The 24,619-nt window shown below is 69.0% G+C and carries 26 protein-coding genes and 3 pseudogenes; 14 read left to right on the forward strand and 15 right to left on the reverse strand.

All coding sequences use genetic code 11. The annotated features are described in order from the left end of the window. A complete protein-coding gene (locus C475_RS23975; RefSeq protein ID WP_161625206.1) occupies positions 1–168 on the reverse strand; it encodes a hypothetical protein in 168 nt (55 codons plus the stop codon). 95 nt (positions 169–263) lie between these two features. Here C475_RS23975 and C475_RS16355 point away from each other — a divergent pair, with 95 nt between their 5' ends. The 7 genes from C475_RS16355 (at position 264) to C475_RS16385 (ending at position 6,352) form a co-directional block, all read left to right on the forward strand. After that, positions 264–1,094, forward strand: coding sequence for a 2,3,4,5-tetrahydropyridine-2,6-dicarboxylate N-succinyltransferase (locus C475_RS16355; protein ID WP_006884972.1), 831 nt, complete (start codon positions 264–266; stop codon positions 1,092–1,094). Between the two features lie 535 nt (positions 1,095–1,629). Then, a complete protein-coding gene (locus C475_RS16360; protein WP_006884973.1) occupies positions 1,630–2,421 on the forward strand; it encodes an Nmad3 family putative nucleotide modification protein in 792 nt (263 codons plus the stop codon). Positions 2,422–2,559: 138 nt separating this feature from the next. Then, a complete protein-coding gene (locus C475_RS16365; RefSeq protein WP_006884974.1) occupies positions 2,560–3,468 on the forward strand; it encodes an ABC transporter ATP-binding protein in 909 nt (302 codons plus the stop codon). Next, positions 3,465–4,274, forward strand: a complete 810-nt coding sequence (locus C475_RS16370; protein WP_006884975.1) for an ABC transporter permease — start codon at positions 3,465–3,467, stop codon at positions 4,272–4,274. The genes C475_RS16365 and C475_RS16370 overlap by 4 nt, the downstream gene beginning before the upstream one ends. Continuing rightward, complete coding sequence (locus C475_RS16375; protein WP_006884976.1) at positions 4,271–5,089, forward strand: ABC transporter permease; 819 nt, start codon at positions 4,271–4,273, stop codon at positions 5,087–5,089. The genes C475_RS16370 and C475_RS16375 overlap by 4 nt, the downstream gene beginning before the upstream one ends. 139 nt (positions 5,090–5,228) lie before the next feature. Next, positions 5,229–5,627 (forward strand): nascent polypeptide-associated complex protein, encoded by a 399-nt coding sequence (locus C475_RS16380; RefSeq protein ID WP_049930788.1) that lies wholly within the window; start codon positions 5,229–5,231, stop codon positions 5,625–5,627. Then, positions 5,624–6,352, forward strand: a complete 729-nt coding sequence (locus C475_RS16385; RefSeq protein WP_006884978.1) for a methyltransferase domain-containing protein — start codon at positions 5,624–5,626, stop codon at positions 6,350–6,352. Before C475_RS16380 ends, C475_RS16385 begins: the two co-directional genes overlap by 4 nt. A 36-nt stretch (positions 6,353–6,388) precedes the next feature. On the opposite strand, the gene C475_RS16390 is transcribed toward C475_RS16385, so the two are convergent. From C475_RS16390 to C475_RS16430, 10 genes and pseudogenes are all read right to left on the reverse strand, one after another. Continuing rightward, positions 6,389–7,012 (reverse strand): hypothetical protein, encoded by a 624-nt coding sequence (locus C475_RS16390; protein WP_006884979.1) that lies wholly within the window; start codon positions 7,010–7,012, stop codon positions 6,389–6,391. A gap of 26 nt (positions 7,013–7,038) precedes the next feature. Next, positions 7,039–7,365, reverse strand: coding sequence for a transcription factor S (locus C475_RS16395; RefSeq protein ID WP_049930790.1), 327 nt, complete (start codon positions 7,363–7,365; stop codon positions 7,039–7,041). Between the two features lie 85 nt (positions 7,366–7,450). After that, positions 7,451–8,377 (reverse strand): DUF7139 domain-containing protein, encoded by a 927-nt coding sequence (locus C475_RS16400; RefSeq protein ID WP_006884981.1) that lies wholly within the window; start codon positions 8,375–8,377, stop codon positions 7,451–7,453. A 120-nt stretch (positions 8,378–8,497) separates the two neighbouring features. Next, positions 8,498–8,797, reverse strand: coding sequence for a hypothetical protein (locus tag C475_RS16405; RefSeq protein ID WP_049930792.1), 300 nt, complete (start codon positions 8,795–8,797; stop codon positions 8,498–8,500). 14 nt (positions 8,798–8,811) lie between these two features. After that, positions 8,812–9,336 (reverse strand): DoxX family protein, encoded by a 525-nt coding sequence (locus C475_RS16410; RefSeq protein ID WP_006884983.1) that lies wholly within the window; start codon positions 9,334–9,336, stop codon positions 8,812–8,814. Between the two features lie 189 nt (positions 9,337–9,525). Next, positions 9,526–10,011: pseudogene (locus C475_RS16415) on the reverse strand (alkaline phosphatase family protein); the annotation flags it as partial. A gap of 543 nt (positions 10,012–10,554) precedes the next feature. Beyond that, positions 10,555–11,424, reverse strand: a pseudogene (locus C475_RS16420) (alkaline phosphatase family protein); the annotation flags it as partial. A gap of 91 nt (positions 11,425–11,515) precedes the next feature. Further along, on the reverse strand, positions 11,516–11,665 hold the full coding sequence (locus tag C475_RS24435) for a hypothetical protein (protein WP_193366315.1): 150 nt from the start codon (positions 11,663–11,665) through the stop codon (positions 11,516–11,518). Between the two features lie 140 nt (positions 11,666–11,805). Then, the gene (locus tag C475_RS23980) at positions 11,806–11,976 is read right to left on the reverse strand and encodes a hypothetical protein (protein WP_161625207.1); all 171 of its coding nucleotides are present in this window, start codon (positions 11,974–11,976) and stop codon (positions 11,806–11,808) included. Between the two features lie 244 nt (positions 11,977–12,220). Continuing rightward, positions 12,221–12,754, reverse strand: coding sequence for an inorganic diphosphatase (locus C475_RS16430; RefSeq protein WP_006884986.1), 534 nt, complete (start codon positions 12,752–12,754; stop codon positions 12,221–12,223). 201 nt (positions 12,755–12,955) lie between these two features. On the opposite strand from C475_RS16430, the gene C475_RS16435 reads away from it, so the two are divergent. Continuing rightward, positions 12,956–13,318, forward strand: a complete 363-nt coding sequence (locus C475_RS16435) for a PadR family transcriptional regulator (RefSeq protein ID WP_006884987.1) — start codon at positions 12,956–12,958, stop codon at positions 13,316–13,318. 1 nt (position 13,319) lies between these two features. Here the strand turns inward: C475_RS16435 and C475_RS16440 are convergent, their stop codons facing one another. Both C475_RS16440 and rnhA read right to left on the reverse strand, forming a co-directional pair. Then, entirely contained in the window at positions 13,320–13,994 is a 675-nt protein-coding gene (locus tag C475_RS16440) for a DUF7108 family protein (RefSeq protein ID WP_006884988.1), read from the reverse strand. 22 nt (positions 13,995–14,016) lie between these two features. Continuing rightward, entirely contained in the window at positions 14,017–14,610 is a 594-nt protein-coding gene (rnhA, locus tag C475_RS16445) for a ribonuclease HI (protein WP_006884989.1), read from the reverse strand. Positions 14,611–14,638: 28 nt separating this feature from the next. On the opposite strand from rnhA, the gene C475_RS16450 reads away from it, so the two are divergent. From C475_RS16450 to C475_RS24440, 3 genes are all read left to right on the forward strand, one after another. After that, positions 14,639–15,658 carry a M48 family metallopeptidase gene (locus tag C475_RS16450; protein ID WP_049930794.1) on the forward strand — a complete coding sequence of 340 codons (1,020 nt, stop codon included), beginning with the start codon at positions 14,639–14,641 and terminating at the stop codon, positions 15,656–15,658. A 104-nt stretch (positions 15,659–15,762) separates the two neighbouring features. Further along, the gene (nreA, locus tag C475_RS16455) at positions 15,763–17,013 is read left to right on the forward strand and encodes a DNA repair protein NreA (protein ID WP_006884991.1); all 1,251 of its coding nucleotides are present in this window, start codon (positions 15,763–15,765) and stop codon (positions 17,011–17,013) included. 106 nt (positions 17,014–17,119) lie between these two features. Beyond that, positions 17,120–17,431, forward strand: a complete 312-nt coding sequence (locus C475_RS24440) for a twin-arginine translocase TatA/TatE family subunit (RefSeq protein ID WP_006884992.1) — start codon at positions 17,120–17,122, stop codon at positions 17,429–17,431. 178 nt (positions 17,432–17,609) lie between these two features. On the opposite strand, the pseudogene C475_RS24445 reads toward C475_RS24440, so the two are convergent. After that, positions 17,610–17,774: pseudogene (locus tag C475_RS24445) on the reverse strand (DUF7331 family protein); the annotation flags it as partial. Positions 17,775–18,011: 237 nt separating this feature from the next. Here C475_RS24445 and C475_RS16465 point away from each other — a divergent pair. The 3 genes from C475_RS16465 (at position 18,012) to C475_RS16475 (ending at position 24,029) form a co-directional block, all read left to right on the forward strand. Continuing rightward, positions 18,012–20,069, forward strand: coding sequence for a COG1361 S-layer family protein (locus C475_RS16465; protein ID WP_006884993.1), 2,058 nt, complete (start codon positions 18,012–18,014; stop codon positions 20,067–20,069). Position 20,070: 1 nt separating this feature from the next. Continuing rightward, entirely contained in the window at positions 20,071–22,515 is a 2,445-nt protein-coding gene (locus C475_RS16470) for an efflux RND transporter permease subunit (RefSeq protein WP_006884994.1), read from the forward strand. A 107-nt stretch (positions 22,516–22,622) separates the two neighbouring features. Next, complete coding sequence (locus tag C475_RS16475) at positions 22,623–24,029, forward strand: dihydrolipoyl dehydrogenase family protein (RefSeq protein WP_006884995.1); 1,407 nt, start codon at positions 22,623–22,625, stop codon at positions 24,027–24,029. Between the two features lie 15 nt (positions 24,030–24,044). Here C475_RS16475 and C475_RS16480 read toward each other — a convergent pair whose 3' ends face one another. Continuing rightward, positions 24,045–24,557: an MOSC domain-containing protein gene (locus C475_RS16480; RefSeq protein WP_006884996.1), complete on the reverse strand. Its 513-nt coding sequence runs from the start codon at positions 24,555–24,557 to the stop codon at positions 24,045–24,047. Positions 24,558–24,619: the final 62 nt, after the last annotated feature.

Raw genomic sequence — 24,619 nt, forward strand, 5'->3', positions numbered from 1 at the left:
CTATCCCGCTTTCGCCGCGAGTCGCGGCCACGCGACGTGTCGGACGACGACGCCGAGCGCCACCGCCCAGACGAACGCGAGCGCCGCGACGAACGTTCGGACCGCGCGTCGCCGAGCGTCCCCGTCGCCGCCCGCCGCGTCGGATGCGTCTCCCCGGACGAAACTCATTGCTAAGCGGACATCTCCGTGACCCGGTAAATACTTTCTTCCCCGCGGCGGCGACTCCGAGAGTGTTTTGCCCCCGGGGTGTGCATTCCTCGGGTATGAGCCTGCAATCCGATATCGCGGACCTCTGGGCCCGAAAGCAGGAGGGTCTGACAGCCGCCGACGCCACCGACGACCACCTCGCGACGCTCGAGGACTTCCTCGCCGCGTTGGAGGCCGGCGAGGTTCGCGCCGCCGAGAAGTCGGGCGACGAGTGGGAAGCCAACGAGTGGGTCAAACAGGGCATCCTCCTGAACTTCGGCCTGCGCGAGACCGAGGCCCGCGAATACGGCGACGTGGCCTACCACGACGTGCTCCCGCTGCGTGAGACGGCGGATCTGGCCGAACGCGGCACGCGCAACACGCCCGACGGGACGGTCATCCGCCGCGGCGCCTACGTCGGTAGCGACGCCATCCTCATGTCACCGGCGTTCGTCAACATCGGCGCCCACGTCGGCGACGGGACCCTGGTCGACTCCTGCGATACGGTGGGTTCGTGCGCGCAGATCGGCGACGACGTCAAGCTGGGCGCGAACACGCTCATCGGCGGCGTCCTCGAACCGGTTGAGGACGCGCCAGTCATCGTCGAGGACGGCGTCTCCCTGGGCGCGGGCTGTCGCGTGACCAGCGGGTTCGTCGTCGGCGAGAACTCGGTCGTCGGCGAGAACACGCTGCTCACCCCGCGCATCCCCGTCTACGACCTCGTCGAGGAGGAAGTGCTGTACGGCGAACTGCCCCCGGAACGCCGTGCTTTCACCCGTTTCGTCGAGTCGTCGGTCTCGGACCACGACCTCATCGACGGCGGCGCCTACAAGCCCGCGGTCGTCGCCACGAGCGTCGAGGAGGAGACGCTGGAGGCGACCGAGCGCGAGGACGCGCTTCGGGAGTAGCGACGACATCCACGCGAGTCGCGTCGCGACTCGCGCTTTTTCGCCCATGTTTTTGCCGCCGGGGTTCCCGCAGGAAGCGAAGTCGTTCGAAAGAGCGCTACGCGCTCTCTCGGACCGCGACCGAGGAAACCCCGGTGGGAGAAAGATGGTCGCAGGAGACTCAAAACGGCGTTGAACCATCCGGTATCGCTTTTCCGGTCCCCACCGTATTCACGAGTGCCGACAGCCGTCCTGTCGACGCGCCCTCCTGCCCTCTCCCGTGGCGCCGGCCCGCCCCGGGCCGTCGTTCGACAGCTGTCTGTCGGCGCCCGACACCACCGACGGAACCCGTCACACGCTTCCGAACTCCCGTCGGCCGGTGTCACCGCCGTCTACCCACCCGCCTCAGGCACTCCCCTCCCGGCCCGCTGTCAGGCGCGGGTCGGGCGGAACCACCGTCCGCCGACGGCGTTTCCGGATAATTCACCGAATCCAGAACCGCCCCTCGCGCACGGGGTTTCGGTCCCTTTTTCGCACTCGGCGCCAACACCCCGCCGTGACAGTCGTTCTCTGCGGCGTCGGCGCCGACACCGGCAACGTCCGCCCGGTCCCGGGCGTCGACGACGAGGGCCGCTTCGAGTACGTCCCCATCCCGGAGAAGGGCGCGACCGCGGAGACGGCGACGTACGGGTCGCTCGACCGGCGATTCGGCGAGGGGCCCCTTTCGGATCTCCTCGACGGGATCCGACCGGGTAGCGACGGCGAGTGGGTCACCGACTCGACGGCGATCCGGGACTGTTCGGTCCACCGCGATCCGAACCTCGACGCGCTCACGTACGGCGAACACCGCCCGGGCTACGTGGCGAAACTGCGCGCGCTCGAACCGGGCGATATCGTCGCGTTCTACGGCGGCTTCCCGGGCCCCGACAGCGACTACAAACACCGGTCCCTGTTCGGTTACTTCACGGTCGCCGAGCCGCCGGTGGTGCTGGACCCTGAGGCGGACCGCGACGACGTGGCGGCGACCCTCACCGAGCACCCCGACAACGCCCACGCCAAGCGCTTCGCCGGCCACGGCGACCTCTACTACCACGACCCGGCGTTCACCGACCGGCCGCGGTCCGTCGTGATCGTCCCCGGCGAGGCGCCGGGCGGCGTCCTCGACCGGGCGATACGGCTGAGCGACCGCCGACGCGGCCCGAACTACTACATGAGCGAGGCGGTCGCGGACGCGCTGGCGCCGGCGTCGTCGACGGACCACGGAACGCATCTGGGCGGGTTCAAGCCCGCAGTGCGGTGCGATATCGACCCCGAGCGGTTCCGAGCGTTCCTCCGACGGTCGGCGTGACGGGGGCGCCGACCCCACGGGACACGGACCGGCGGATCGCCGACTGGTGGCGTGTGACCGACGAAGCGGTGATCGGAGTGTTGCTGGGTCTGAAATTCGTCTGCGGGTATTAATGTCTCGCTGGCAGTACGCAGGTACATGGCAGCTATCGAGGCGGAGGCGGTATCGAAGCGCTACGGGACGGAGGTCGCGCTCGACCGGGTCGACCTCACCGTCGCGGAAGGTGAGACGTTCGGTTTCCTCGGTCCCAACGGCGCTGGCAAGTCGACGTTCATCAACCTCCTGCTGGACTTCGCCAAACCGACGGACGGGTCGGCGTCGATCTTCGGCAACGACTGCCAGGGCGCGGGCGTGGCCGCCCGCGACCGGATCGGCGTCCTCCCGGAGGGGTACTCCGTGTTCGACCGGCTGACCGGTCGCCAGCACGTCGAGTACGCCATGGACTCGAAGGACGTCGACGGCGACCCCAGTCAGATCCTCGACCGGGTCGGGATCCTCGACGACGCCGACCGGACGGCCAGCGACTACTCAAAGGGGATGGCCCAGCGGCTGGTGCTGGGGATGGCGCTCGTCGGGGAGCCGGACCTGCTGATCCTCGACGAGCCCTCGACGGGGCTGGACCCCAACGGCGCCGCCGAGATGCGGGCGATCCTCGAGGAGGAAAACGAGCGCGGCGCGACGGTCTTTTTCTCGTCGCACATCCTCGAGCAGGTCGAGGCGGTCTGTGACAGGGTCGGGATCCTCCAGAACGGAGAACTCGTCGCCGTCGACACCATCGAGGGACTGCGCGAGTCGCTGGGCGGCGGGACGAAGCTCGTGATTACCCTCGACCGGCTCGACGACGGGACGGCCGAGCGGGTCCGGTCGGTCGCGGGCGTCGAGACCGCGGTCGCCCGCGACGAGGCGACCCTCGAAGTGACGTGTACGAACGACGCGAAGATGGACATCCTCGTGGAGTTACACGACGCCGGCGTCGACGTGGTGAACTTCCGGACCGAGGAGGCCTCGCTGGAGGACATGTTCATCGAGTACACCGGGAACCGATGACCTGGCGAACCGTCGCGAACCGGGACTGGCGACTGATCGTCGGCGCCCGCTCGGCGAAAGTGTTGCTCGCGCTCGTCGCCCTCGGCGTCGTCCTGGCCGGGTACATCTATCCCGTCGTCACCGCCGAGCCGTACACGACCAGCCGGTTCCCCGCGTTCGTCGAGGGGATCCTGACGACGCTGGTGCCGTTCGTTGGCGTCCTGCTCGGCTACAACGCCGTCGTCAGCGACCGCGAGTCGGGAGCGATCCGCCTGTCGCTGTCGCTGCCCCAGAGCCGCTCGGACGTCGTCCTCGGGGCGTACGTCAGTCGAACCGGGCTGCTCGCGGCGACGCTCGCGGGCTCGCTGGCCGTGGCCGGCGCGCTCGTCGTCTACCCCTTCGGCCAGCTCCAGCTCGGCCGGTTCCTGGTCTTCGTCGCGCTGACCGTCGCCTACGGCGCGGTCTGGAGCGGGCTCGGGATCGCCGTCTCGCTGGCGGTCGCGACCAAGCGGCGCGCGCTCGTGCTCGGGTTCGTGCTGTTGTTCCTGTTCGTCGTCGTCTGGGACGCCCTGGAGTCGGCGGCGCTGCTCGGCCTGTCGTCGGCTGGGATCGTCGACGGCGAGCTTCCGGGAGCCGCCGAGCTGGCGTTCGGGCTGGAGCCCGGGCGGGCCTTCGGGCGAGCGACGGCCGGGCTGGTCGACCCGACTCGGACCGTCGAGGGCGCGTGGTATCTCGGTGGGTGGGTCGCCCTGGCCGTGCTGGTGCTGTGGGTCGTCGGACCGCTCGGGCTCGCCTACGCCCGGTTCGCGCGGAGGGATCTGTCGTGAGCTGGCGCGTCGTCGCCCGCAAGGACGTTCGCGACGCCGCTCGGTCGAAGACCATCTGGCTGCTCGTCGCCCTGTTGACGCTCCTGTCGGTGGGCTACGCCGTCGCCCACGAGTATCTCGGCCCCGCGGAGTTTCCGGCGTTCCTCGGCGGGCTGGCCGACGTGGTCGGGCCGGTCGTGCCGATACTCGCGCTGTTGCTCGGGTACAAGTCGATCGTCGACGACCGGACCGACGGGAGCATGTTCCTGACGCTGTCGTTCCCGCACTCGCGGCGCGACGTCGTCGCCGGCACGCTCGTCGGTCGCGCGGTCGTGTTGCTCGCACCGACGCTGGTGGCGCTCGTCGCGGCGGGCGTGGTCGGCGCCGTCCGCTACGGGACCGACGGCGCCGCGCTGTATCCGCTGTTCGTCGCCACCACCGCGCTCTACGGCGTCGCCTTCCTCGGCGTCGCCGTCGGCCTGTCCATGTGGACGACCGTCGACCGGTGGGTCACGCTCGGGGCGTTCGGCGTCTACATGCTCGCGGTGAACCTCTGGGGCGGCCTCCACTCGTTCGCTTTGCTCTTCCTCCACCGCTTCGACGGGACCGTCCTCGCGGACCTCCCCGACTGGGCCCTGCTGTTCCGACTGGCCGGTCCGGGCGAGTCCTACGACCGGCTGCTGGCCGCCGCGTTCGACCTCGACCGCGCCGGCCGCTACGTGGCCGACGGCGTCCCCGCCTACGTCGACTGGTGGGCCGCCGTCGTCCTGCTGGTCGCCTGGTTCGCGCTGCCGCTGGCGGTCGGCTACCGACGGTTCCGAAGCACCGACCTCTGAGCGGCCACGGCTCCGCGCACGGCCGCTCCTTGCGACGGTCCGTCCGGCTGACCGCCGCGTCGGTGATGGGTCCGGTCACCCGACGCCCGGGAGCAGGCGGTTGTTAAGGCTTTTTGCGCCGGGCGCCGGAGGTGGGGGTATGTTCCCAGGAGGCGGCGGCATGAACGACCGCAAGATGCAGCAGATGATGAAGCAGATGGGCATCGACATGACCGACCTCGACGCCGAGGAGGTCATCATCCGGACGCCCGACGAGGAGCTCGTCTTCACCGACGCGGACGTCCAGCGGATGGACGCCCAGGGCCAGCAGACCTACACCATCGTCGGCGAGCCCGAATCCCACGAGCGCGGCGACGGCGCGAGCGGGGACGCCGAACCGCTCATCGAGGAGAGCGACGACGACGGCGGGGCGGCGGAGATCCCCGACGAGGACGTGGAACTGGTCGCGACGCGAGCCGGCGCGAGCGAGGACGACGCTCGCGAGGCGCTGGAGGAGACCGACGGCGACCTGGCGGCGGCCATCGAGCGGTTAGAGTGAGCCTGCTGTTCGTCCACGAAGCGGAGGACCGGGAGTACCTGCTTTCGCCCGGCGAGACGCTGGAGTGTGACCTCGGCGTGCTGGAGGTGCCCGAAGACGTCGGACCCGGCGAGATCGTCGAGAGCCACATCGGCGAGCCGTTCACCGCACGGAAGCTCCGCGGCCCGGACCTGTTCAACCACTTCGAGCGGACGGGCGCGCCGATGATGCCCCGCGACATCGGACTCATCGTCGGTCACACCGGGATCTCGGGAGAAGACGATATTCTCGACGCCGGGACCGGGACGGGCGTGCTGGCGGCGTATCTCGGTCGCTGCGGCGCGTCGGTGACGACCTTCGAGCGCGACCCCGAGTTCGCCGAGGTCGCCCGTGAGAACATCGAGCTGGCGGGCGTCGCCGACCGCGTTGACGTCCGTACGGGCGACGTGACCGACCAGCTGGGCGATCTGGACAGATACGACGTGGTGACCCTGGACACGGAAGACGCGCCGACCATGGTCGAGCGGACGCCCAATCTGCTCCGCGACGGCGGCTACGTCGCGGTCTACTCGCCGTTCGTCGAAGGGACCCGGGAGGCCGTTTCCGCCGCTCACGAGGTCGGGCTCGCCGAGGTCGAGACGCTGGAGACGATCCAGCGCGAGATGGACTTCGACGACCGCGGCTCCCGCCCTTCGACCGCCGGCGTCGGCCACACCGGCTATCTCACGTTCGCGCGGCGGGTGTAGCGACCGGCGGCTCCGTCTTTTCGCGCGATCCGTCGATCAGCCGGTGGCTCGCAGGAGGGCGAGCAGTTCCTCGCGGTAGTCGTCGCCCGAGCCGTCGAGCGCCGGGCCGGCGTCAGGGAACCGGTCGGCGAGCGACGAACGGGGATAGGCCCCTCCGGCGAGGCGGACGTGACCGTCGGCCCGGGCGCCGACCCACCCCTCGACGGGGACGGGGTCGCCGTCGGGGAGCGCCACCTCGCCGGTCACCTGTCGCAGCGTCACCCGCGAGCGGTCCTCGGTCCGGATACGCTCGCGGCGGCCCCGCTCGACGTCGACGACGCCGCGGTCGGTCAGGTCGTCGGCGAACTGCCGAACGGCCTCGGTTTTCACCGAGGGGAGCACCATCGCGGGGCCGATGCCCGGCGCCAGCGGCGGGCGGAAGGCGAGCCTCGTGGCGAAGAGGAAGCGCCAGGACTGATCGAGCGGGGGGTCGGTCGCCTCGCGGACGGCCGCCCGGAGGGCGGCGTCCTCGTAGACGACCGTGTGGCCGCGCACGTCGGCGCCCTCGACGCCGAACAGCGTCTCGGTCGTGTCTTCGACACGCTCCCAGCCCTCGCCCAGTCGGTCGACGGGGACGCTCGGTGCGGGGACGTCGTCGCTATCGTCGGGAGCGCGTGGCACGTCCGTCTCTCAGTGCCGATGATACTTCAGTGGTCGTCCTCGCGCCACTTGTGCTCGCACTCGGTGCAGGTGAAAAAGCGCGTCTCGCTCTCGTCGGCGGCGCGGATCTGTTTCATCTCCCAGAACGCCCGGTCGTTGCCGCACTCGGGGCAGCGGGCGTCGGTGGTCGGCCCCATGTCCTCGGCGCTCACGTCGGAGGTGTCGATGACCTCCGTCTCCTCCTGGCCTTGTGTCGTGACGGCCGTCTCTGCCTCCTCGGCCTCGTTGCGCGACTCCTCGTAGCCGCAACTGCCACAGACCCAGGCGTCCCCCTCGGTTTTCATCATCGAACCGCATTCGTCGCAGAAGTTCATACCCGCCGTAGCGAGCCACCGGTTGAAAAATCCCCGGTTTCGCCGTGTCGGCTGCGGGGCGGAGCGCGAGCGCGATCGGGCAGCCCTACTTCGCCTCGGACCACTGGTCGCAGGCGTCCATGTCCTCCATGAGTTCGTCGTGGCGGCCGCAGTACGGGGTGATCTTCTCGTCGATCTTGACGTACTCGAAGTGAGCGCAGTTGCCGCAGTAGGCGTCCGGTCGCCCCCGTTCGTTGGCGGTCTCGACGAACTCGGCGTCGGTGAAATCGCCGTTCTGAGGGGCGCTGTTCTCGACGGTCGCGGAGCCGCCGTCCGCGGCGGCGCCGGAGGAGCCGTCGTGATTCGACCGTCCAGCGGCGGCGTCGGCCAGGATCTCGGCGTCCTGGCCGCGACTCGTCGGCTCGGACCCCGGCGGCTCCTCGCGGTTGGTCTGGGTGCGGACCTCGCCCTGGGGCTCTTTCCCGAACAGGCCGACCGAACCGAAGCCGCCGGCGGGCTCGGCGTCCTCGACGAGGCGGAGGTTGCCCTCCTCGGTGATCTCCATGCGTGCGGTGCCGCCGGGGTCGTTGCGGGTCTTGAACGTGGCGAGGCCGGCGAACAGGCAGGTCAGGGTGACCATCGCGCCGAAGAAGTAGACGACGACGGCCGCCGCCCCGAGCGGGTCGCCGGCGCCGAACCACTGGTCGGGGTAGGCGACCCGGAACAGCGCGACGCCGAGGACGGCGACGCTGGCGCCGATGACCGAGGCGGCGCGGGTCGTCCGGCCGCTCGGGAGGACGGCGAACACCCCGAGGAACGTGGCCGGGAGGCCGAGGCCGGCCAGCGTGCCGGCGAGCGTCCGCGCCGCGATGCGGTCGAGCCCGAGCGATGCCCCGACGTCCGTCGTCGCGATGGCGATGCTCGCGACGACCATCGCCGCGCCCGCCCCGAAGAGCGTCGCCCCCCCGTAGAACCGACGAGAGGTCGTCACCGTCCGCAGATGCCCCTCGTACACTTCGGTCAGGCTTGCCATACGCGACCTTCACCGTGCGAGACCATAACGACCCGTCAGACGCGCGTCTGACTCGTCGACCGTCGCGGTCGCTGTCCGGTTCGAGCGCGCGAAACGGGAAAACGAGCGGGGGCGGTGCGGTCAGTCGGCGGTCATCTCGACGCGCTGGGTGGCGTCCTCACCGCCGGCCGTCGCGGCCATGCGGTAGACCTGCCAGGCCAGCAGGACGACTAGGCCGGCGACGACCAGGAAGACCCTGAGGTTGGCGTCGACCATCGGCGTCGCGATCACTTCGCCGGCGTCGTTGGTCGTCGGGGCCGCGCCGTAGGGCGGGCCCGCGAGTATCTCGACGATGCCGAGGCCGACGACCCCCAGCAGGATGAGGCCGCCGCCCAGTGCCATCGCCGCCCTGTCGATCGTGGTGATGATAGTATCTTTCATTGGTGGTCACCGCCTCAGCCGAGCAGGTATTTGAGCTTCGGGTGTCGTTCGACGAACTTGGTCCGCTCGATGATGGCGTCCAGGCCGTAGTACCGACCGGCGGCCAGCGCCGCGAGGGTCACGAAGATGAGCAGGGTCTGGAAGTCCCCCGTCACCAGTCCGTGCCCGAAGCCGCCGTTGCCGACCCAGAACAGGGTCATGAAGATGGCCCCGCCGAACGCGGCCAGCCGGGTCAGGGCCCCGAACATGATCCCCAGGCCGATGAGCGTCTCGAACAGCGGGACGCCGGGCTCGACCAGCCAGGCCAGGTTCTCGGCCATCCACACCGGGATCGGCCCCAGCGCCGTGCCGGTCATGCCCTGCAGGTAGCCCGTCGCGCCGCCGTAGGTGAGCCCGCTCTCGATGATCTTCGTCACGCCGGCGTGGAAGAAGTACCACCCGGTGATCACGCGGAGCAGGGCGACCCAGTACTTCGCGACCGGGCCACCGATGTCGAACGCGAACTCGTCGGCCAGTGGGTTCGCCGTGTTGGTTGCCATGGTCGTCACCTCACATGTGCAGCTTGCGGGCGAGTATGCATATAAAGGGGTGCGCGTTCCCGAGGTCTGAAAATCCCGCGACGGGGACTGCACGGGCCGATCCACCGCATAAGTATCAGGTCGAACGCGGATCGCTCGGGCGGCGGGGCAGTCACGGCGGGCGATGGTCCGCCGCCGACCCGGTCGCGCTCAGACCAGCGAAGTGCCGTCGAACTCGCCGCGCTCGTAGTCGACGTCCATCAGGTCGAGGATGGTCGGCGCGATATCGAACAGATCCACGTCGGAGATCCGCGCCTCCTCGTCGTCAATCAGCAGCGTCGCGTTGTCGAAGCTGTGCATGCCGTTGCGGGCGCCGAACTCGACGAAGGGGTTCTTGCGGCCCTTGAAGCCGGCCTTCAGGTCGAAGCCGTGGTTCGGGACGATGGTCAGGTCCGGCGCGATGTCGTCGTGGTCGCCGCGGAAGGCGTCTTCCTTGGTGACGACGCGGTCGGCGACGGGTTCGCCGTTCGGGCCCTCCATCCCTTCGAGCTCGGCCTTCAGCTCCGAGCGAACCTGTTCGTACTCCTCCTCGGGGACGCTCCCGCGCGGTTCGCGGCCCTCGAGGTTGAGGTAGAAGCGACCCGGGATGAGCGAGTAGGCGTCGGCCTCGTCGGCGATGTCCGGGAGTTCGCTGTGGGTGTACTCCAGCGCGTCGGTGTCATCGCCCAGGTCCGTACCCAGGGCGACACCGTCGGCCGGCGTGACGGTGATCTCGAACCCGTCGTCGCCGTCCTCGACGTCGACGCCGTCGACGAGTTCGGTGGTGTCGGCCTTGTCCACGCCCATCGACTTGGGGGTCGCTTCGGACAGTTCGTCGACCAGGCGGTCGCGGACCCCCTCGGTGAGCGCGACGACGGTGTCGCCGTCGACGTAGGCCTCGCCCTCGACGCGGACGAGGTCGACATCGATGCGGAACGACGCTTCGCCGGTCGACTCGGTCTCGACGTCGGCGGCGTCGACGACCGCGACCGAGTCACCGTTCTCCTCGACGACCGCAGGGGCGGCGTCTTCGACGGCGGCGACGGCCTCGTCGCGAGTGTCCTCGGAGTCGGCCAGCAGCGCCCCGCCGTCGTAGTCGACGTCGAGCGTCGCCGGGTCGACCAGTTCGTCGACGTCGCCGGCGTAGTCGGGGTCGACCTCGACGTGGCCGCCCTCGCGCAGCCAGGCGCCGACCTGGAACGTGTAGTCGCTGTCCTGGCTGTAGGAGAGCCAGCCGTTCTCGCGGAGCCAGGCGTTGCAGTTGACCTCGTAGTCCAGCGTGGTGAACCCGTGGTCGGAGGCGACCATCATCGTCACGTCGTCGGGCAGCATCTCGCGCAGTTCGCCAAGGTACTCGTCGATCTTCTTGTAGAACTCGACGAACTCCTCGGCGTACTCGCCGTCGTACTCGTAGTCGCGGAACAGGAAGTGGTTGACCCGGTCGGTGGCCATGAAGACGCCGAAAAAGAGGTCCCAGTCGTCCTGCTCGACGTAGTGTCTGAACGACTCCTGGCGGGCGTCCAGCGTCGCGTGGGCGTCCTCCATGAACTCATTTTTGTCGGTGTGACCGAGGCCGGCGTTGGCGTCGATGCGGTAGTCGATCGACTGGAGGTAGTCGCGAAAGTCGTCGGGGTAGGCGGACTTCTCGACGCCCGGCGAAAGGAATCCGGAGACCATTCGCTGAACGTCGCGCTGGGGCGGGAACGTGGTGACGACGTTCATCACGGTCGCGTCGCGGCCGGCCTCGTGAACGCGGTCCCAGACCCGTTTGGTCTGGACGTCCCGGCGCATCGGGACGTACGTCTCGTAGGAACCGTTCTCGCGGTCCTGAAAGCCGTAAACGCCCGTCTCGCCGGGGTTCTTCCCGGAGGTCAGCGCCGGCCAGCAGGCCGAGGACTCGGGCGGTACGATGCTGTCGATAGCGCCGGCCGACCCCTCGTCGATGAGCCGCGAGAGGTTCGGGAACTCCTCCCGGTTGTCGGCGATGAGGCTATAAGGTACGCCGTCGATGCCGAAGAAAGCGACCCGCGGCTCGTCGTCGCCGCCGCGGATACGGTCGAACAGTCCCATACCCCGGATTACCGCGGTGGGGCACAAGAAGCTTCTTTTCGCGGACAGGCTCGCGGGGCGTCGGTGACGGTCCAGCCGCGACCGACCGCCGTCAGTCCCGCGACCGGTTCCCGGCCGACCGGTCGACGACCGCGTCGGCGGACTCGTCGCCGTCGGACCCGTCACCGTCGCGTTCGTCCCCGAAGTTCTCGGGGACCACCGTCAGGTGCGCCATCCCGGCCGTGGGCGTCCTGGTTGCCATACATATCGACGTACGCACGCGCCCCTGAAGTAATTACCCATGCTCATAATTCATCGGCGGAGCGGGGTCGGATGCGCGGGAGGAATACCGCGGGGACGGCGGCGACTCACGGCGTCGGTCGCACGGTGGTGCCCGGCAACTCAGCGCATGGATTCGCGGTCGACGGCGCTGTCGGAGACGATCCAGCCGTCGGGTTCGCTGGTGTCGAAGACGACGGTCTCGTCGTCGCAGTCGACGGCGACGTACCGTTCGGAGACGGCGGACACTTGTTCGCGCAGTGCTTCGGCGGAGGGAGGGTCGGTGTTCTGCATCGGGGTCACCTCGGACGAGTACACCTTGGGGCCGACGGATGATATAGGGGGGCGACCTCGTACGTGATTTCATCTCGTTTCAGAATCGTTCACGGCGCGGTGCTATCCGGCGATTTAATCGTTCACGCGGGGTGTGAACTGGCGTGAACCGTTCACCGTCGGCGAGAGAGGGTGACTGTCCCATCGGGACGGCGGAGTGAGTGTGAATCGTGCGGTCGAAAGAACGGTCGCGCCGCGAGCGCGTTTACTGGAACTCTTGCTCGTAGAGGTCCTGGGCGTGTTCGATGGCGTCGTAGGCGGACTGTTTGTCCTCCCAGCCCAGCGTCTCGACTTCCTTGCCCTCCTCGAGGTTCTTGTAGGTCGCGAAGAACTCGTCGATCTCGTCGAGTTGCTGTTGCGTGATGTCTTCGAGGTCCTCGATGTGGTCGTAGCGGGGGTCCTCGCTGGGGACGGCGATGACCTTGTCGTCCTGCTCGCCGTCGTCGTCCATCTTCATGAGCGCGACGGGGCGGGCCTCGATGACGCAGCCGGGGAACGTCTGGTCTTCGACGAGTACGAGCACGTCGAAGGGGTCCTCGTCGTCGTAGTACGACTGCGGGATGAACCCGTAGTCCGAGGGGTAGTGGACGTTCGAGTGGAGCACGCGGTCGAGGACGACGCCGGGGATATCCTTGTCGTACTCGTACTTGTTGCGCTCGCCTTTGAGGCACTCGACGACTGCGTAGATCTCTTCGGGCGGGTTCGGCCCCGTCTCGAGGTCTTGCCAGAGGTTCGACATCATCCGCGAGTCCGCCTGGCGCCGTCAAAGGCCTTTTCGTTTCGTCCGCATCCCCGTGGAGAATCGGAGGAACTCCCGGGTAGCGGTAGGATTATCATTCTGTGATATCACTCGGATAAGCCGTCGACGAGGGGGGGTATCCTCACGGATAACGGAAGAAAGTTAACAAGTGTTAAATAGCCAGATGACATTCCACTAACCATGTCAGAGGCACAATCGGTGACTGACACCCCCGGAATCGCACGCGAGCTGACCGCGTTCCAGCAGAACATCCTCGTTATCCTCGGCGAAGAGCCCCGATACGGGCTCGCTATCAAACGTGAACTCGAAGACTACTACGACGACGAGGTCAACCACGGCCGACTCTACCCCAACCTCGACGACCTCGTCGAGATGGGCCTGGTCGAGAAGAGCGAACTCGACAAGCGCACCAACCAGTACGCCCTGACCGACGAGGGCTACGAGACGGTGCTCGACCAGCTCTCCTGGGAGTTCTCGAAGCTCGTCACGAGCGGCGACCGCGCCGACGACCTGCGCGAGCTCGTCGACGCCGTTCAGGAGTAACTCACTCCGCCAGCGGACAGCGCTCGTCCGCGACCGAGAACGCGACCCGAACCGATTTTTCGACGATATCGCGCTGAGCAGCCGTCGGCCACGCGTTGCGCGGGTAGTACTCGGTCAGAAACTCCGAGAGCTCGCCGGCCGTCGCGTCGTGGATCGGCTTGGCGTAGTGGTTGCCCATGAAGTCGGCGAGCGCCGCGACGTTCGCGGCGTGGTCCTCGCCGTGCTTCTCGCGCACGTCGGCGACGAACTCCCGGTTGTACTCGTCGATCTCCGCCCAGTCGTCGCCCTCGCCCGGCCCGGACAGGGGGATCTCGATCCCGCGGTCGACGTCCTCGATCCGTTCGGTCCGGATCTCGCCGTCCTCGACCCACTCCTCGGGGTGGAGGACGAGCACGTCGCGGGTCTCGTCCTCGCGGACGCGGGCGGTGTAGTCGTGGGCGGCCAGTCGCTCGTCGCGGTCGGCGCGGTAGGCGGCGGCCTCGTCACGGTCGACTGCGAGGTCGGCGTCGCCGACCTCGTCGTTCCGCGGCGGCTTCGCCGCCGCGCGCTCGCGGGCGAGTCGGGTCAACCGCTCGGCCTCGTCGACGACCGGCTCCGGCGGGAGGTCGTCGGGGTCGCTCTCCTCGTCGGCCAGTACGTCCGGCGCTTCGCTGGGGTCGGGTGTCTCGTCTGGCATGGTGTGTGTCGTCGTGGGCCGATCAGGCCTCGTCGAGCGCCTCGTTCGCCAGGTCGTCGGCGCGGTCGTTTATCTCCCGCGGAACGTGTTCGAGCGACCACGACTCGAAGTCGGTCAGGAGCTCCCGGACGGTGACGCGGTACTCACGCAGGTCGGGGTCGTTCGTGTCCCACTCCCCGCGGACCTGTTTGACGATGAGTTCGGAGTCGCCGCGTACGTCGATCTCGTCCAGACCGTAGTCGCGGGCGACGCTGACGCCCTCGATGAGCGCCTCGTACTCGGCCTGGTTGTTGGTCGCGCGGCCGATGGTGTGGCCGCCCTCGGCGACGATCCCGTCGCCGCCGACGATCACCCAGCCCACCGCGGATGGGCCGGGGTTGCCGCGGCAGGCGCCGTCGAAGTAGACGTGCGCTCGGCCGCCGCCCTCGCGGACCAACCCTTCGAGGTCCGCCGGGTTAGCGCCCTGGATCACCACCTTGTCGTCGTAGGCGACGGCGGTCGCGTCGCCCCGGCTGGCGCGCCAGCGCTCGTGGTCCGTGTTCCCCGACTCGACTTCGACCCCCGCGTCTTCGAGCCGCTCGCGGGCCGTCGCCACGTCGCATTCGACTGTCGGCATCGTTCCGACCTCCGCCGTCGCCGGCATTATGGGTTCGGATCCGGTCGGACCGACCGCAGTCCGCTCCCGCCCCGACCGCTTTTGCCCGACCGGGCCGAACGAGCGGTCGGTACCCGTGTCGCTGACCGCGAGACTCGACCGCGCCGTCGGCCTGCCCGCGGCCTATCGGCTGATCGACGCGCTGTTGCTCGCCGTCCTGGTCGCGGCGCTGGCCGCCTGCTACGCGGCCGGCATGGCGCCGACGGCGGTCGCGGCGGTCGCGCTGGCGAGCTTCGGGCTGGAGTTCGCCGTCGGCCGCGTCGTCACCGACGGCCTCCTCCGCGGGCTCGAACTGGCCGACGAGGCGCCGCCGCGGCTCCGCCGGATCGCCGCGGAGGTGGCCGCCGACCTGAGCGTCGCGACGCCGTTGGTGGTCGTCGACCGCGAGAGCGCCGGCGGGGTGAACGTCCTCGGTGACGACGACCGCACGGTCCTCGTCGCCTCCGCGTCGCTCGCCGAACGGCTCGACGACCCGGCGCTCCGGGCGGTCGTCGCCCACGAACTCGCCCACCGCTCGCTCGGTCACCTCCACCGAATTCCGATCCGGGAGGGCGCCACGCACGGCGTCGGCCTCGCGGCGTTCTGGCTCCTCGCGCTCCGGCACCTCCCGCCGCAGGTCGCCGCCGTCGCCGGCGGCGCCTTCCTCGTCGCCGGCGTCGGCCGGTCGAACGACGTCAACCTCCTGCTGTACGTCCTCGCCAGCGCCGGCGCCGTGGTCCTCGTCCGGGCGCTCGCGGCGCGCGCGAGCCGGCTGGAGGAGTGTCACGCCGACGACGTGGCCGTCGCGGCGACGAGCGCGACGGACTTCTGCACCGGGCTCTACGCCGTCGGCGCGCTCGGTGACGCCGACGACGCGGTCGCCGGTGGCAGCCCCTTCGGCGCGCGTCGGACGCGGCTGGAACGGCTGACGGCCGAGCATCCGTCGATCGAGGCCCGACTGGCCCGGTACGGAGTCGCGCCCGACGAAGTGGCCGATGGAGCGCCGGGCCAGCGGCCGGTCGACGACTGACCCCGCGACGGTCGACTCCCGCGCCGCGCCCCGTTCCGACCCCCAGCGTTCTCCACCGACTCATTGAAGCCCGTGGGGACGGTAGGGTCGGGCGAATGGCGGGCATGCGCCTCGACGACTTCATCGAGGACTTCCAGCGCGACGAGGCCGCGGAGAAGCGCCGGCTAGCCGAGGAGAAGTCCTACGAGATCACGGAGTACCTCGACGACGTGGAACGGGAGTTCCAGCAGGCCGTCCAGGGTGACTCGATGTTCGGCTCGACGGCACCGGAAGTGTTCGTCGGCCGCTCGGGCTACCCCGACGTGTCGACGGGCGTGTTGTCGCCGATGGGCGGCGACGCCGACGCCGCCGACTTCGCGACCAGCGGCGACTGGTACAGCCAGGGCTACGGAATCGACGACGTGCTCCAGCGGCGGACGGGGATGCTCAACTCCACGCGGTCGGCGAAGGTCGACGTGTCGGACGTGTGGGACGGCTTCGTCGGCACCCAGCGGGAGGTGGCCATCGCCGACCACCCCGTCGACGTGGAGGTCGGCCTCGACGGGACTCCCGACATCGACCTCTCGCTCGACGATATCTCGACGCCGACCGGCCCCAGGGCACGGGCGACCAACGCCGACCTGGCGGAGAACCCGCACGTGCCGCGACCGGTCGAGAAGACGCTGGAGGACGACGACTGGGCCGCCGAGGGGGCGATGACTTACCTCTACCGCCGCGGGTTCGACGTGTACGACATCAACACGATCCTCTCTGCGGGCGCGCTCGGGCAGGGCCACAACCGCAGGCTCGTGCCGACGCGGTGGTCGATCACCGCGGTCGACGACACCGTCGGGAAGTACCTCCGCGGGGGGCTCCAGCACAGCGACACCGTCGACGAGGTCTCCGTCTGGACGAACGAGTACATGGGCAACCGCTACTGGGTGATCCTCGCGCCCGGCAACTGGGAGTTCGAACTCGTCGAGATGAAGGCGCCCGAGAGCGTCTGGAACCCGGCGGCGAGCGACTACTACCTGTCCAGTGCCCACGAGGGCTGGGAGGGCCGAACGGGCTACGTCGAGGAGACCGCCGGCGCCTACTACGCCTCGCGGTTGGCCGTCCTCGAACACCTCCAGGAGGTCGATCGGCAGGCGAAGGCCCTCGTGCTCCGGGAGGTCACGGACGACTACTGGGCCCCGGTGGGCGTCTGGCAGGTCCGCGAGGGCGTCCGTCACGCCTTCGAGGGCGAACACGGCGTCGCCGAGAGCTTCCGCGGCGCGCTCGAGGGAGTGCTCCCGGCGGTCCCGGTCACGCTGGGCCGACTCCGCCGGAAGTCCAACCTCGTCGCCGGCCTGCAGACTTCGATCACCGACTTCTGAGGCCCCGTACTCGCGGCTGCATCCACGGATCTACGGGTCGCGTCCGACGCGGCCGCGATGGTGTCACGTCGGAAGGGTTTTCGTACGACCGTGCGTAACGGGCGGTATGCTTCTCCAGATGGGGATGCCGGGCGGCATCGAACTGCTCGTCATCCTCGTAATGGGCCTGCTGATGTTCGGCCTGCCGCTGATTCTCGTCGCCGTCCTCGGTGTGCTGTGGCTGCGGTCGGACGACGACTACGACGAACGTATCCGGGAACTGGAGACGGAGATCGCTCGACTCAACGCGCAGGTCGGCCACGACGGCGGCGCCACCGCCGACGAGTTCACCGATCCCGACGCCGCCGACCGTTCGACCGACGACGGCACCGACTACCCGACCGACGGCGGCCCCAACGCTGACCGCGACAGCGAGTAGGGCCCCCTTGCTACGGTGCCGTCGCCCAAGTCCGTCGCTCCGCGAGACCGCCCGCGATCCACGGTCGGCGGTCCGCCGAACGGCGGCGCGGCTGGACGGTCAGTGCGGAAGAAAGTACGGTCGTGGGCGAGGGCGGTCGACCGCTCCGGCGGGGCGGAGGAGTCCCTCCGAGACCCACTCAGGCTATCTCGTCACCGGTCACTGTTTCGTCCGACTGGATCCACGCCCGGTGGTTGTCGACATCGTAGATGACGACGTCACCGTTCGCGATCTCGAGTTCGTCGTAGCGGCTCGTCTCGGAGCGAGTTTCGTTAGTTGCCATTGTTGTGGTCCACGTTCCGTCGCTGTCTGTCGGTCCGGCGCTGTCAGTAACTACGCCCTATGCCTTGTTAAATGTTACCAATGGTCCGGAAATTGACCCCGGAACGGTGACGACGCGGTTGCGATCCGAAAGAAACTCTCCGTCAGTTCTTTCCTGTTCACAATGATTGACGGGGCTCGGGCGGCAAATCGCACAACGACACCTGCGTGGCCGTCGTTGGTCCCCGCGGCACGGTGGGTGCAGACTAAGAAACCACGTATGCAACGGACACAGCTCTTCGTAGTCGCGTCAGTCGCACTGCTGCTCGCCGCGTCGCCGGTCGCCGGCGCGGTCACCGTCCAGGGAGCCTCCGACCCCGTCGAGACGGGCACCCTCTCGGGTTCGACCGGTCCGGCGGACGCGTCCGCCGCGGCGGTCCAGCAACAACAACAACAAGACAACGTCACGGGCAACCCCGGGATCGACGTGTCGGTGCCGGACACCGATTTCGTCCCCGGCGCCCGGACCGCGCTGCAGGTCGTCGTGCTGAACGACGGCAACGTTACCAACGGGTCGCTGTCGAACCCGCAGCTCGAACAGCAGGTGACGACCGCCCGCGCGCTTCGGGTCAACGTCGGCGACCACGACGCGCCGCTGACGGTCAACACCAACGAGCGCGCCGTCGCGCGCCTGCCAGACGGCTCGTCGGCACCCGTGGAGTTCCGGATGGAGGTCGACCGCTCGGCACAGCCGGGCACCTATCAGCTCCCGATCAACGTCTCGTACAACTACACCCGGTCGGTAAACCCGCAGACGAGCGAGTACAACCGCACGAGCACGATACGGAACTTCACGGTCAACGTGACCATCGAGGAGGCCGCGCAGTTCCGTGTGACCGACGTCGAGTCGACCGCTCGGATCGGCGCCACGGGCACCGTCGACGTGACGATGCGCAACACCGGGACCGCGGTCGCCCGCAACGCCTCGGTCGCGCTCACTTCCCAGAACGCCGACCTGACATTCGGCGCGTCGGCGTCGTCGACTCGCTACGTCGGCGGCGCCTGGGCGCCCGGTGAGACGCGGACCGTCTCTTACCGCGTCAGCGCCGCCCAGTCGGCGAGCCAGCAACAGTACGCCTTCGGCGCGACCGTCAGCTACGAGGACGGGGACAGCACGCCGATGGAGTCCAACAGCCTCTCGCTGGGCGTCACGCCCGCGCGCGAACAGACATTCACCGTCGTCGACAGCGCGAGCGACGTGGCGGTCGACGACGACGGGCCCGTGACCATCACCGTCCGCAACGACGGGCCGACCGACGTGCGCGACGCGTCCGTATCGGTCACCTCCGGCAGCCCCGCGCTGACCTTCGGCGGGTCCACGACCGCCAGCGAGTACGTCGGCACCTGGGCCGCCAACGAAACCCGCGAGATCGCCGTCGAGGCGACGGCGACGCCCCAGGCCGAGAGCCGCACCTACTCCCTGCAGGCGTCGGTGAACTACGAGGACGGCGAGGGCGACCCCGGCGAGTCCGGGACGCTCCAGTTCGGCGTCCGTCCCGACCCCGAAGTCGAGTACGAGTTCAGCGCGAGCAACCTGAGTTCGACGCTCCGGGTCGGTGCGGAGGGCACCCTCTCGGGCACGATCACCAACGTCGGCGACGCGCGGGCCGACAGCGTCGTGATCGTCTTCGAATCGGAGAGCCAGAGCGTCTCGCCGCTCGAACGCGAGTACTCCGTCGGCAACCTTCGGGTCAACCAGTCCAAGGAGTTCACCTTCGACGTCGAGGTCAGCGAGGCCGGCGAGGCGGGCCCGAAGCAGTTCACACTGCGGCCGACCTACCGCAACGCCGACGACGAGCGTAGCGAGGCCGAGAGCTTCGACACCCGCCTGCGCGTCCGCCAGCAACGGGACACCTTCGACGTGTCCGTCGGAGACGGGACCGTCGAGCGCGGCGCCGGCCGCGTCATCGAAGTGACGGTCACGAACGTCGGCGAGGAAGCCGTCAGCGACGTGTCGGCGGCCATGTTCGCCGACGACCCGATCAGCGTCGACGACAGTGAGGCCTACGTCGACGAGATCCCGGCCGGCGAGTCGGAGACGCTCGTCTTCGAGATCAGCGCCGGCTCGGGCGCGCTGACGAAGTCCTATCCCGTCGAAATGGACTTCCAGTACGACGACGCCGACGGTGACACGACCCTCTCCAGCGGCTACACCGTCGCGGTCGACGTGACCGAGCCCGACGACAGCGGCGGCAGCGGCCTGCCGGTGCCCGTCATCGCCGGCGCGCTCGTCGTCCTCGTCCTGCTCGGGGTCGGCTACCTGCGGTACGGCAGGTAAGATGGTCTTCGAGTGGTTCACCGACGAGGTCGGCGACGCCATCGCCTCCTACCCGGGGCGGATCAGCCTCGCCTTCCTCCTGTTGACCGCGGTCTTCCTCGCCGGTCTGGGCAACGTCGAGACCGAGGGCGGGAGCAACCAGTTCGTCGAAGACCTCGATTCGTTCGAGGCCTTCGAGGACATCCAGCGGGAGTTCAGCACGGGCTTCGGCGGAGGGTCGACGAGCACGCAGCTGCTCCAGCGCGAGCAGAACGTCCTCTCGCGGACGAGCATGTTGCGGATGCTGCGAGCCCAGCAACGGTTGGAGGACCACGGCGGGTTGCGCGTGACGAGCGTCTCCAGCCCGGCGCGGACGGTCGCCCAGCAGCTCGACCCGGAGGCGTCGACGGTCGAAGCGCAGATCGACGCCGTCGAGCGGGCGACAGCGACCGAGATCGACCGCGCGGTCCGCCGGGCCGCGGAGACGCCCGGGTTCACTTCCCAGGTCAGTGATAACTTCGACACCGAGACCGCCGCGGCGCGGGCCGCTCAGGCCTCGGTGACCCACGGCCGCGACGTGGACGACCGCGAGGAGCGCGTCGAGCAGATAGTCGGGAGCGTCGGCGGCGACATCGACATCGTCGGGAGCGCCCCGAACACCATCGGCTCGTCGCTGGCGCTCGTGCTCCCGGCGGCGTTCCTCCTCATCGTCGGCTTCCTGGTCGTCGCCTACCGTGACCTGGTCGACCTGGTGCTGGGCGTCATCGCCATCCTGATGACGCTTTTGTGGACGTTCGGGTTCCTCGGACTGGCCGACATCGCGTTCAATCCCCTCCTCGTGGCGGTGCCGCCGCTGCTGATCGCGGTCGGTATCGACTTCGGGATCCACGCGGTCAACCGCTACCGCGAGGAGCGCGAGCGCGGCCAGCCCGTCGGGACGGCGATGGACGTCACGACCGCGCAGCTGTTGGTCGCCTTCTTCATCGTGATGGGGACGACCGTCATCGGCTTCCTGTCGAACCTGCCGAGCGCCCTCGCGCCCATCCGCGACTTCGGCCTGGTCGCCGCCATCGGCATCTGTTTCACCTTCCTGATCTTCGGGATCTTCCTCCCGGCCGCGAAGGTCAAGACCGACCGCCTGCGCGCGAAGTACCCGATCCCGACGATGAGCGAACGCCCGCTCGGGTCGGAAGGGTCGCTGCTCGGTCGCGCGCTCGGCGGCGGCGTCGTCATCGCTCAGCGCGCGCCGGCGCTGTTCATGCTCGTGATCCTGGTCGCGAGCGGCGCTGCGGGCGTCTACGCGACCGGCGTGGGCACCGGCTTCAGCCAGGACGACTTCCTGCCGCCGGAGTACGAGGAGATCCCCGACTGGCAGAAGGATCTTCCGGCGCCGTTCAGCCCGCCCGAGTACAGCACCATCTCGAAGAGCAACTACATCGAGGACAACTTCCCACAGAGCAGTTCGGTCCTGTTGTTCGTCGAGTCGCGGATGCACCGCGACGCGGCGCTCGACCAAGTCTACCGGATGGGTAACGATCCACCGCCGACCGTCCTCCGCGAGGGCCGCCACGCGGAGAGCCAGTCGGTCGTCACGATCGTCCAGTCGTACGCCGACCGGAACCCGCAGTTCGCCGACCTCGTGGCGCGCAACGACCCCGACGGCGACGGGATCCCCGAGCAGAACCTCCGGGAAGTGTACGACTCGCTCGAATCCGCGCCGGCCACCGGCGTGAGCGGCGTCCTCTCCGAGGACCGCCGGAGCACGCTCGTCACCTACTCGGTCGACCCCGACGCGACCAACCGCGAGGTCGCCGCCGACGCCGAGACCATCGCCGCCGAGACCTCGCTCGACGCGGCGCCGACGGGCAACGCGATCATCTTCGAGGAGGCCTCGGAGCTGATCCTCAGCACCGTGATCACGAGCCTGATCATCACGCTCGTCGGCGCCTCCGCGTTCCTGATCGTCGTCTACCACGTGCTCGAGGGGCGCGCGTCGCTCGGCGTCGCCAACGTCGTCCCCATCGCGTTGACGGTGACCTTCGTCGTCGCGTCGATGCGCTATCTCGGCATCGACTTCAACGCGATCAACGGCGTGATCCTCTCGCTGACGATCGGCCTCGGCATCGACTACTCCGTCCACGTCGTCCACCGGTTCGCCGACGAGTTCGAGCGAGCGGACCTCGACACGGCCCTCGACCGAGCCATCCGGGGCACCGGCGGCGCGCTCACCGGCAGCATGCTCACCACCGTCGCCGGTATGGGCATGCTCGTGTTCGCGCTCAACCCCGCCATCGGCGCCTTCGGCGTGCTGACTGCCCTGTCGGTCGTCTACGCCTACATCGCGTCCATCGTCGTCCTCCCGTCGACGCTGGTACTGTGGGACCGCATCGTCAACCAGTCGCGCGCGGCCAAGTTGCTGTACGGCCGCGGCAGCAACCCCACGCCGGAGTCGCCGGTCGAGGAGTGACCGCGGCGGCGGTCGCCGCTCTTCGCTGGCACCGTTCCGCGACGCCGCGGCGACCGCCGCGCCCGCGCGCCCCGAACGATTTACGCCTGCTCCGCTAACACGGACCTATGATTCACGTGGTCATCGTCGGCGCGTACGGCAGCGCGGGCGCGGCGGTCGCGAAGTCGCTCGCCGAGGAACCCGACGTACAGCTCACGCTGATCGACGACGGCGACCCCGGCGGCGGCCTCTGTATCCTGCGGGGCTGTATGCCCTCCAAAGAGGTGCTGTCGGCCGGCGCTCACCGCTTCCAGGCGCGCCACGACGACCGACTGCTCGGCGACCCCCACGAGGTCGACCTCGACAGGACGATCGAACGCAAGGACGACCACACGCTGGGATGGGCCGAACACCGCCGGGAGTCGATCCACGAGATCACCGAGCGGTCGGACGTGGAGTTCGTCCACGACACCGCTCGATTCGTCGACGACCACACCGTCGTCGCGGGCGGTCGCGAGATCACCGGCGACTACGTGGTGATCGCGACGGGCTCGGCGATCAACGTCCCCGACCTCCCCGGCATCGAGGACGTCCCTCACCAGACGAGCGCGGACTTGCTAGACGCCACCGAACTCCCCGACTCGGCGGTCGTGATGGGGCTGGGGTACGTCGGCCTGGAGATGGTCCCCTACCTGAGCGAGGTGGGCGGCACCGACGTGACCGTCGTCGAGCACGACGAGCGGCCCATCGACGAGGCCGACCCCTCGTTCGGCGACACGATCCTCGACCTCTACCGCGAACAGTTCGACGTGACGATCCCGACCGAGTGCTACGAGAGGCGGGTCGAACCGACCGACGACGGGGGCGTCCGCCTCTACCTCGAACACGTCGACGGCGACGACGAGGTCGTCGAAGCCGACGAACTCTACCTGTTCACCGGGCGGCGCCCCTGCGTAGGGCGGCTCGGGCTCAAAAACTCCGCGCTGGAGCGGGGCCCCGACTGGGTGCTCGACACGATGCAGGCCCGCGACGACGACCAGGTGTTCGTCGTCGGCGACGTCAACGGCAAGGAGCCGATCCTCCACGTCGCCAAGGAGCAGGGGTTCACCGCAGCCGAGAACATCCTCCGGCGCGAGCGCGGCGAGCCCCTGACGGCCTACGAGAACGTCACCCACCACGTCATCTTCTCGGGCCTGGGCGTCTACCCCTACGCCCGCGTCGGCATGACCGAACGCGAGGCCCGCGACGCCGGCTACGATATCGCCGTGGCGAAACGGCAGGCCAGCGACGACGGCGTGTTCGAAGCGAAGGACACGCCGGAGGGCGTCGCCAAGCTCGTCGTCGACCGCGAGAGCGCGACGGTACTGGGCTGGCAGGGCCTGCACTACCACGCCGACGTGATGGCCAAGACCATGCAGGTCGTCGTCGAGATGGGGCTGGACGTGCGAGAGGTGCCCGACCGGGCGTATCACCCGACGACGCCCGAGATCCTCGACGGACTGCTCCGGGACGCGACCGACGAACTGGCGGAGTAGCGAGTCACTCGACCGTCACTTCTCGCGTCGCTCGCGGATCGCGTCGGCGAGTGCATCGGGGTCGTCCAGCCGCTCGACTACCCCCAGTTCGTCGCCCACCGCGACCTCGCCACCTTCGACCACGTCGGCGCAGATCCCGCCGCGTTCCTCGGAGAGCGCGTCCGCGAGCCCCTCCTCGCCGGCCACTTCCTCGACGTGGGCGCAGGGCGGCCGCCGCCGCGTTCCCTCGAAGACAGCCTCGCCGACTGAGAACCGAGTGTCGAGCAGGTCGACCACGTCGTAGTCGACCACGAGGTTCCGGCGGTGGCGCCCGTCCGAGAGGTCGATACCGTACCGCTCGCGGACCGTTTCGACCGCCCCGCTGTCGACGAGGGTGACCTGGCACACGTCGTAGGGCGAGTAGTACCCGCGGCCGTGACAGTAGCGGTCGCCGGCCAACCCGCCGCCGGCGACGGCTCGGACGCGCTCGCTGGCCTCCATCGGTGCGCTCCCCTCGGGCGCGGTCCAGATCTGTCGAACGCTGGGCATAGTCGCGGTCGGGACCGGGCGGGCAAAACGGTTCCGTCGAGCGGTTCGGCGATGCGTGCAAC

The sequence above is a fragment of the Halosimplex carlsbadense 2-9-1 genome, assembly GCF_000337455.1.
Classification (GTDB): Archaea; Halobacteriota; Halobacteria; order Halobacteriales; family Haloarculaceae; genus Halosimplex; species Halosimplex carlsbadense.